Annotated in this window: 9 protein-coding genes; 7 read left to right on the forward strand and 2 right to left on the reverse strand. The window is 55.9% G+C overall.

Features of this window, described 5'->3' with window-relative positions; genetic code table 11:
- Positions 1-442 precede the first annotated feature (442 nt).
- On the reverse strand, positions 443-1,486 hold the full coding sequence (locus tag CAK78_RS07075; protein ID WP_094696826.1) for a YagK/YfjJ domain-containing protein: 1,044 nt from the start codon (positions 1,484-1,486) through the stop codon (positions 443-445).
- Between the two features lie 308 nt (positions 1,487-1,794).
- On the reverse strand, positions 1,795-2,004 hold the full coding sequence (locus CAK78_RS07080; protein WP_094696827.1) for a helix-turn-helix transcriptional regulator: 210 nt from the start codon (positions 2,002-2,004) through the stop codon (positions 1,795-1,797).
- Between the two features lie 592 nt (positions 2,005-2,596).
- Here CAK78_RS07080 and CAK78_RS07085 point away from each other — a divergent pair.
- The 7 genes from CAK78_RS07085 to CAK78_RS07115 form a co-directional block, all read left to right on the forward strand.
- Complete coding sequence (locus CAK78_RS07085) at positions 2,597-3,145, forward strand: recombinase family protein (RefSeq protein WP_094696828.1); 549 nt, start codon at positions 2,597-2,599, stop codon at positions 3,143-3,145.
- A 180-nt stretch (positions 3,146-3,325) separates the two neighbouring features.
- On the forward strand, positions 3,326-3,646 hold the full coding sequence (locus CAK78_RS07090) for a hypothetical protein (protein WP_094696829.1): 321 nt from the start codon (positions 3,326-3,328) through the stop codon (positions 3,644-3,646).
- Positions 3,647-3,656: 10 nt separating this feature from the next.
- On the forward strand, positions 3,657-4,439 hold the full coding sequence (locus CAK78_RS07095) for a hypothetical protein (RefSeq protein WP_094696830.1): 783 nt from the start codon (positions 3,657-3,659) through the stop codon (positions 4,437-4,439).
- Between the two features lie 63 nt (positions 4,440-4,502).
- Positions 4,503-4,979 carry a lecithin retinol acyltransferase family protein gene (locus tag CAK78_RS07100; protein ID WP_094696831.1) on the forward strand — a complete coding sequence of 159 codons (477 nt, stop codon included), beginning with the start codon at positions 4,503-4,505 and terminating at the stop codon, positions 4,977-4,979.
- A gap of 26 nt (positions 4,980-5,005) precedes the next feature.
- Positions 5,006-5,431 carry a DUF2787 family protein gene (locus tag CAK78_RS07105; protein ID WP_094696832.1) on the forward strand — a complete coding sequence of 142 codons (426 nt, stop codon included), beginning with the start codon at positions 5,006-5,008 and terminating at the stop codon, positions 5,429-5,431.
- Positions 5,432-5,440: 9 nt separating this feature from the next.
- Positions 5,441-5,743 carry a hypothetical protein gene (locus CAK78_RS07110; RefSeq protein WP_094696833.1) on the forward strand — a complete coding sequence of 101 codons (303 nt, stop codon included), beginning with the start codon at positions 5,441-5,443 and terminating at the stop codon, positions 5,741-5,743.
- An 88-nt stretch (positions 5,744-5,831) separates the two neighbouring features.
- On the forward strand, positions 5,832-6,283 hold a 452-nt coding region (locus tag CAK78_RS07115; RefSeq protein ID WP_094696834.1), incomplete at its 3' end, for a JAB domain-containing protein.

Consider the following 6,283-nt stretch of genomic DNA (forward strand, 5'->3'; position numbering starts at 1 on the left):
CTACAAAAACGGGGACCTGTGGTTTGCCTGCCGAGCGTTACACAAAACGACTGAACTGGCCTGGTTCGTCTATGGCTCCGTCCAGCACCAATGTGCGTTGAAAAACATCCAGGCGCGAGCTGGGGCCAGTAAGGTTAAAACACTGCAGCGGAAGCAGGTCGTCCAAGACCTGTTGGAAGAGCTCAAACCGGACACCCCTGAGGGCTGGAATAATGACCATGTCCGCGCTATCAAGGCGGTCGGCGCAGTCATAGAGCGCCTTGTAAATACAGAGAGGACCAGATTGGATAAGGGTAAACCAGCCCCCAGCACCCCCTGGACGGGGGCTAGCCCTGCCACCATTCAGCGCACCCTGGATAGCTGGTTAAAACCAGACTGCGAGCTGTACCCGCTGCTGGCCCCGGCTTACCGCCGCTTATCCGAAGCACAGAGGCGCAAAGAACTACTCGAGTGGCTTTACGGCTCGGTGGACACGCCTGCGGCCCGTTTGTCGTGGCTTTCTGGGCAATACACCCCGAAAGAACCCTCGTCGAGTACCTCCGAGCTCCCGAGCCCTGAGTAGCAGCTCGCTCTTGGTCATGTAGTCGATAGCTTTTTGTAACCCTACGTGGTCTGCGCCCTGGCTGTAGTGCAGCAGACCAATCCCAACGTCCTTGTAGGAGTTTTTAATCGCACTGCAGTTGAAATACCGCCCCTGCTGGTCGGTGATAACGTCACGCCAGTACTCCCCCAGTCGCTGGCCTAGCAAGCCGTCATGCCGATGCAGGGAGCCGTTGTAGAAGAACATGCAGTGCAAGTGAAAACCCGTACGAGGGGCGTACTCCAGCTTGGCTGCATGACCTAACATCCCTTGGAAAATCTTGTTGGTACGCCGGTTGTTCAGCATCCGGCCAAACCAATCCCGTAGCTGATCCGCAGAATCTTTCTCAGGGAACTCCTGGCCATAGTGCAAGTCGATACGCAGCACCAGGAGCTTCTGGTGCCGCTCAAATAGCCCCTGCACGTATTCCGTCAAGCTCTGGCGGTTCTTCTTCGCTCGGCTCTCAAAGGCCCGTACACGCTTCTTGTGCTCAGCAGAGACATACACTTGGTGTGCCGCTAGTAGGTACTGCTCTAGCTCTGGGCCAGGCCGTAGACTGCGGGACTGCAGCGCAGCCTGCATTATCCCGATGGCCGCATAGGGCAGCGGGTTATCAACCAGCCACTGTAGATCGGGATGGTACTGATAGCCTCGGAGTGCAGAGAGCTCTGTTACCGACTGTGTGATACGTAGCAGCGTGGGATAGATTTTGCGCTGCTCCTGAGGGGAAACAAACTCCCGTCTTTTCACATTACCCAAGAAGGCACGTAGCTTGGCCACGTGCTTATCCAAGCGAAATACCGCACTCAGACGGTCGGTGTGGGCGGTGCGTCTATACTTCGCACCCGGCTCGGCTACTCGCCCGATATCGCACACGATATCGAAGTCATAGGATTCTAGTTGCATGGTCAAGGCTCTTGCTGTGATTCAATAGGTAGGTCGGGCTGTATTGTTTTACAGCCCAGACAGGATGCTATGCGTAGAGTGGCTGTAGACGAGGCTCTATCGCTACGCGAGAGCCCTGGTGTCTAGTGTGCTAGAGGGGCTAGGGAGATCTAGTAATAGGGCTAGTGAATAGATCTAGTGCTAGTGAATAGGGTAATAACAAAAGAACCCAAATTGACTGAGCGATCCCGCCCCCGCATTTGCTTGAGTCCGCTTGATAGAAACATCAAGCATTCCTGGCAAACAGCTGCACCACCGAACCTACAGACTTATGCATCCATACGGAGCCCTTTTCTCTCTAACCACTCTAGGATGCTAACCAGTCGCCATCCCACCGAATTCGCCCCCAGCTGAACCCGTTTTGGAAAAGAGGGGTCATAGCGGGGCGATGACGGATTGATCCAGTCATAGAGCGTCGAACGGGAAATCCCCAGCATGCGATGGACATCACTTGCCCTGAGTACTCGATGCTGTTCCATGGTATTGTGATTAAGATGAGACACGTGGTTTTCCTCCGCTTGTTCGTTGTCTTGCAACCAAGACTAACGAGCCGAAAAGCACACGTCTTGCGGTACTAAAACAGAAGGCCCTTTTGTACAAAAGTTAGTTGACTAATCCACACGAGTTAGTTAAGCGCATGATGCACAAGGTGTTATTTCACCTCGCAGCACAGGCTTCAATTGCCGCCATTCCGTTTTTTCGGGGCAAATAACACGCTGCCCCCAAACCCGAGATTTTCTCAAACACACATTATCTCCTGACGAATATGGGACACCGATCCCGCTACATCAGGAGACCCGTCATGACGAATTTAACCCTTCTCTTGAGCCAATTCCGGCCACTTATTTTCCTCCACCAATCCATGCCCTTTCTTACGCCCGGCTCACCAATACACCTCGGGATAGTGCTCACATAACGCTCTTTTCGCAGCCGTGAACGCTGGCATTGAGTCAATAGGTCAGGCCCTTATGACTCACACGAAATCGGCACAATTTTCAGGTCAATAGGGTTTGTTTGGGGCTTTTGGCTGGTGGCGTCAGTGTACCCTGCCCTATTGACCAGGAGGAGACCATGGCACTGGTGGGTTATGCACGCGTGAGTACCGTCGGGCAGAGCCTGGATACCCAGCTTCAGGCTCTGGCTGAGTGCAGCACGATTTTTCAGGAGAAGGTCAGCGGGGCCAGGGACGACCGCCCCCAATTGGCCCAATTACTGAACTTTGTGCGTGAGGGGGATGTGGTGTTAGTCACCAAGCTCGATCGCTTGGCTCGCAACACCCGTCACCTGTTGGAGATCTCGGAGTACCTGCAAAGCAAGCGGGTGGCACTGAGGATTTTGAATCTGGGGATAAACACTTCGACCCCTACCGGCAAGCTGATGCTGACCATGATCGGCGCTATCGCCACTTTCGAGCGAGAGCTGATGCTGGAGCGGCAAGCCGAGGGGATTGAGTTGGCCAAACAGCGGGGGGTCTACAAGGGACGCAAACCGACCGCCATGGCCAAAGGCAATGAGGTGCTGGCGTTGCTGGCGCGAGGGCTGACCAAAGCCGAGACCGCAAGGCAGGCAGGGATCAGCGTCTCGAGCGTACAGCGCATCCTCAAGGCAACTGAACAGTAAACAAGGAGAGAGCATCACCACAACGGATACCACACCCCACATACCCGCCGAGCTTCACTTGATGCATTGATGGGGTTTTGCATTTCAGCCCGGCAACCGACTTCCCTATTCCCCCTCTACACGATTGCTGGCGCGTTGGCGCTGGCAGGGGGATCTTTTATGCACGTTCGAGGAAATACCATGAAACGTTACTTTGTTATCGCGGGCCTGCTTTTTCTGGCCCTGACTATCAACATCGCCTGGACCGGCAAAGCCCCCTGGCTCGGATTCTGGGGGCTGACCGCCTCCTTCGTGTTCGGCACGCTTTTCACTGGCATTGGCATGTGTATCGGGGAGTGGTTTCGCCGCTTTACTCACCCGGACTGGATCTCGACTAGCGGCGCTGTCGAGACCTTCAAGGCCAAAGTGTTTTGGCTGATGGGGCCGCAGGCAATCGGGGCGCTGATTGGCTTCTTCGCCTTTCAGGGTTTTATGAACAATATCCTCGGCTATGCCGTGTAAGGAGTGTGGGATGCATCAATGGATAATAGCCCTGCTGGGCTTACTGCTGACGCCTGCCGTACTGGCATTTGGTGATAATGGCCGCTGGAACGATGGCTGGGGGCAGGGTGTGACGGAGTATTCGGCAACGGTTGATGACGCGACCTATCTTTATCTCTCGTGTCGGATGGGCCAGCTTAGCCGCATCGAACTCAACCAAGCAGGCCAAGCACCTACTGAAACCGTTTGGCTACGCATCGATGGCCATACCTATCCCCCGCTATCGAGCATGGTGGCAGGCAATGACAGCAAGGCGTTCTATGACATGTGGGCCGCGCTGCGCTCAGCCAAGTCGCTGCAAGCCATCACCCAGGATGGCCGCACCGTTGAGCTGCCGGTAGCGGGTGTACAAGAGGTCCTGTCCGCCGCAACAGACGCTGCCTTCGACTGTGCCTTTCCAGCTCCGGAGCCAGCCGCCGCCCCCTTGAACTTTGAGCTTCGCGCACAGCAGGGCGTACTGCAGGTCGTGTCTCGTAATGACCCGGTCACGATCAAAGACATCACCATCAACCGTGGCCAGTGTCAGTTGGTTCGGGAAGTGCCGAGCAATGATTGTGTCAGCGGTCGCGTGAAATGGAGCACCTGTCTCGCCAGTACAGACAGGCTGAAGCCAGAGTACATCAAGCAGGTGTTCCCTGTTGCCATGAATTTTGGACAGCAAGCCCGGTTCACCCTCAAGTCAACACCGCTGTGCCGAGTACTGGAGGTGGTTATTCATACCGACCGGGGGGATGCCGGTTACACCTTCGAGTGAGCCCACTCCACTTCGCTATGCCCGGTCTCGTACCGGGCTTTTTGTTTTCTAAAAGGAGCAGACATGCAACCTGGTGACCATCTGGTCGTAAGCAGATGGGGCTATGACCATCACGGCCTCTACGCGGGCAATAACCAAGTCATTCACTATGCCGGGCCTTTCTCGAGTGAAGGCCCGGTGACAGGGCGAATTATTGTCTCATCGTTGGAGATATTTACAGGCAATGGCGACGGCTACCTGCGTGACTACAGCCACCGTTACTACAGCCCTAGCGAAAGCTTGGCGCGAGCACATCAACGGCTGGGAGAGCGGGCCTACAACCTGCAGTTCAACAACTGCGAGCACTTCGTGACCTGGTGTATCCAGGGTGTGCACCACAGTGAGCAGGTGAACCAGGCGTGGAGTACCGTCTTGCTAGCCATCCCGCTCGCACAAACGCCACCGCCGCCAAATTGCACCACCGTGCCTACGCTCTACACACTAATCACACCCCTGACGAACCAGCTGCCAACCTGGCTTCTGCCCTGGCGACTGCGCTAGTCCCAACCATTTATTCGGAGCACACCATGACCATTCCCTTTTTTCGGGACGGCTTTGCCCTGCCCGTTGCACCGGCTCTACTGGAGCTGCTTGACCAGGAAATCGCTAAAACCGAGCTCAATCTGGAGCGTTTAACCCAACTGACCTTCAACTTTCGCAATCCCGGCTACACACCCGAACAAGGGGGCGTCCATCCTGTCGAGCTCCGCCTGATACGTGGCCTGGATGGCTGGTTGTTCGATTACGTCACCGACTTCAGCTACCAGGGGCTGGGTCCGGATGCTGAGCTCTACAAGGAGCTCGACTTCAACTTCCTTGATGGTGAGCACTATTTGCAGGGATGGGGACCGCTGCCGCCAACAGAAGCCCATGAACTCTTTCACATGTGGCAAGGCGCTTTCCTCGCCTACGCGCAGCTGGGCTTTTTTACCGTCACCGTCAATGGTGATTGAGGAGCACAGATGCCTAAACAACCGATAGCCGTTGAGCTGGAGGCCATCAATCGAGAGGGGGAGACACAGGTGGTACGTGACAGTGGCCTGACCGTGCAGGGCTACAGCGTCTATCTGCGGGCTCTAGAGGTCAGCGGTCTTGCCCTAGCCACTTGGGTAGCTGACTACGACACCATCGGCCCTGCCTATGAACTGGCGGAACGGCTGAGTATTGCGCTGGCTATCCCGCTCAATGTGCTGGTCCCCGGACCACTGATACCGGTGAAACACGAACCCACTGCAGGAGCAGGTGTTACCACCCCGGCCAGCTGAACTACCCTCAAAGTGAACCAACAACACCTCTGCATTTAGCCCCGGTATGCCTCGCGCTGCCGGGGTCTTTCTTTTTCAGGAGACCACTATGCGTTACCACAAACTCAAAGCCGGGGAATGTCCCGGCACTTATGTCGTCACCGAACCGGTGACAGAGCAAGACCTGCTGCGTATCGCCAACCAGATTGCCCGCAAGCGTCTGGCCAAAGGCACCGCCATCACCAGCACCACGGAGGCCGCCGAGCGGCTACAAACCTTGTTGCAGGACCGGGATCATGAAGTGTTTGGTGCACTGTTCCTCGACTCCCAGCATCGCGTACTGGCTTTTGAGGAACTGTTTCGCGGCACCCTCGATAGCGCCAGCATCTACCCACGGGAAGTGGTCAAAAGGGCCTTGTTACTCAACTGTGGGGCCATCATCGCGGTGCACAATCACCCAAGTGGTGACCCTGAACCCAGCCACTCTGACCGAGTTTTCACCCAAGCCCTCAAAGAGGCCTTGGCCTTGGTCGATGTCCGGTTGCTCGACCATCTGGTGGT

Origin of the sequence: Aeromonas sp. A35_P, from assembly GCF_002259925.1 — a bacterium.
GTDB lineage: Bacteria > Pseudomonadota > Gammaproteobacteria > Enterobacterales > Aeromonadaceae > Aeromonas > Aeromonas dhakensis.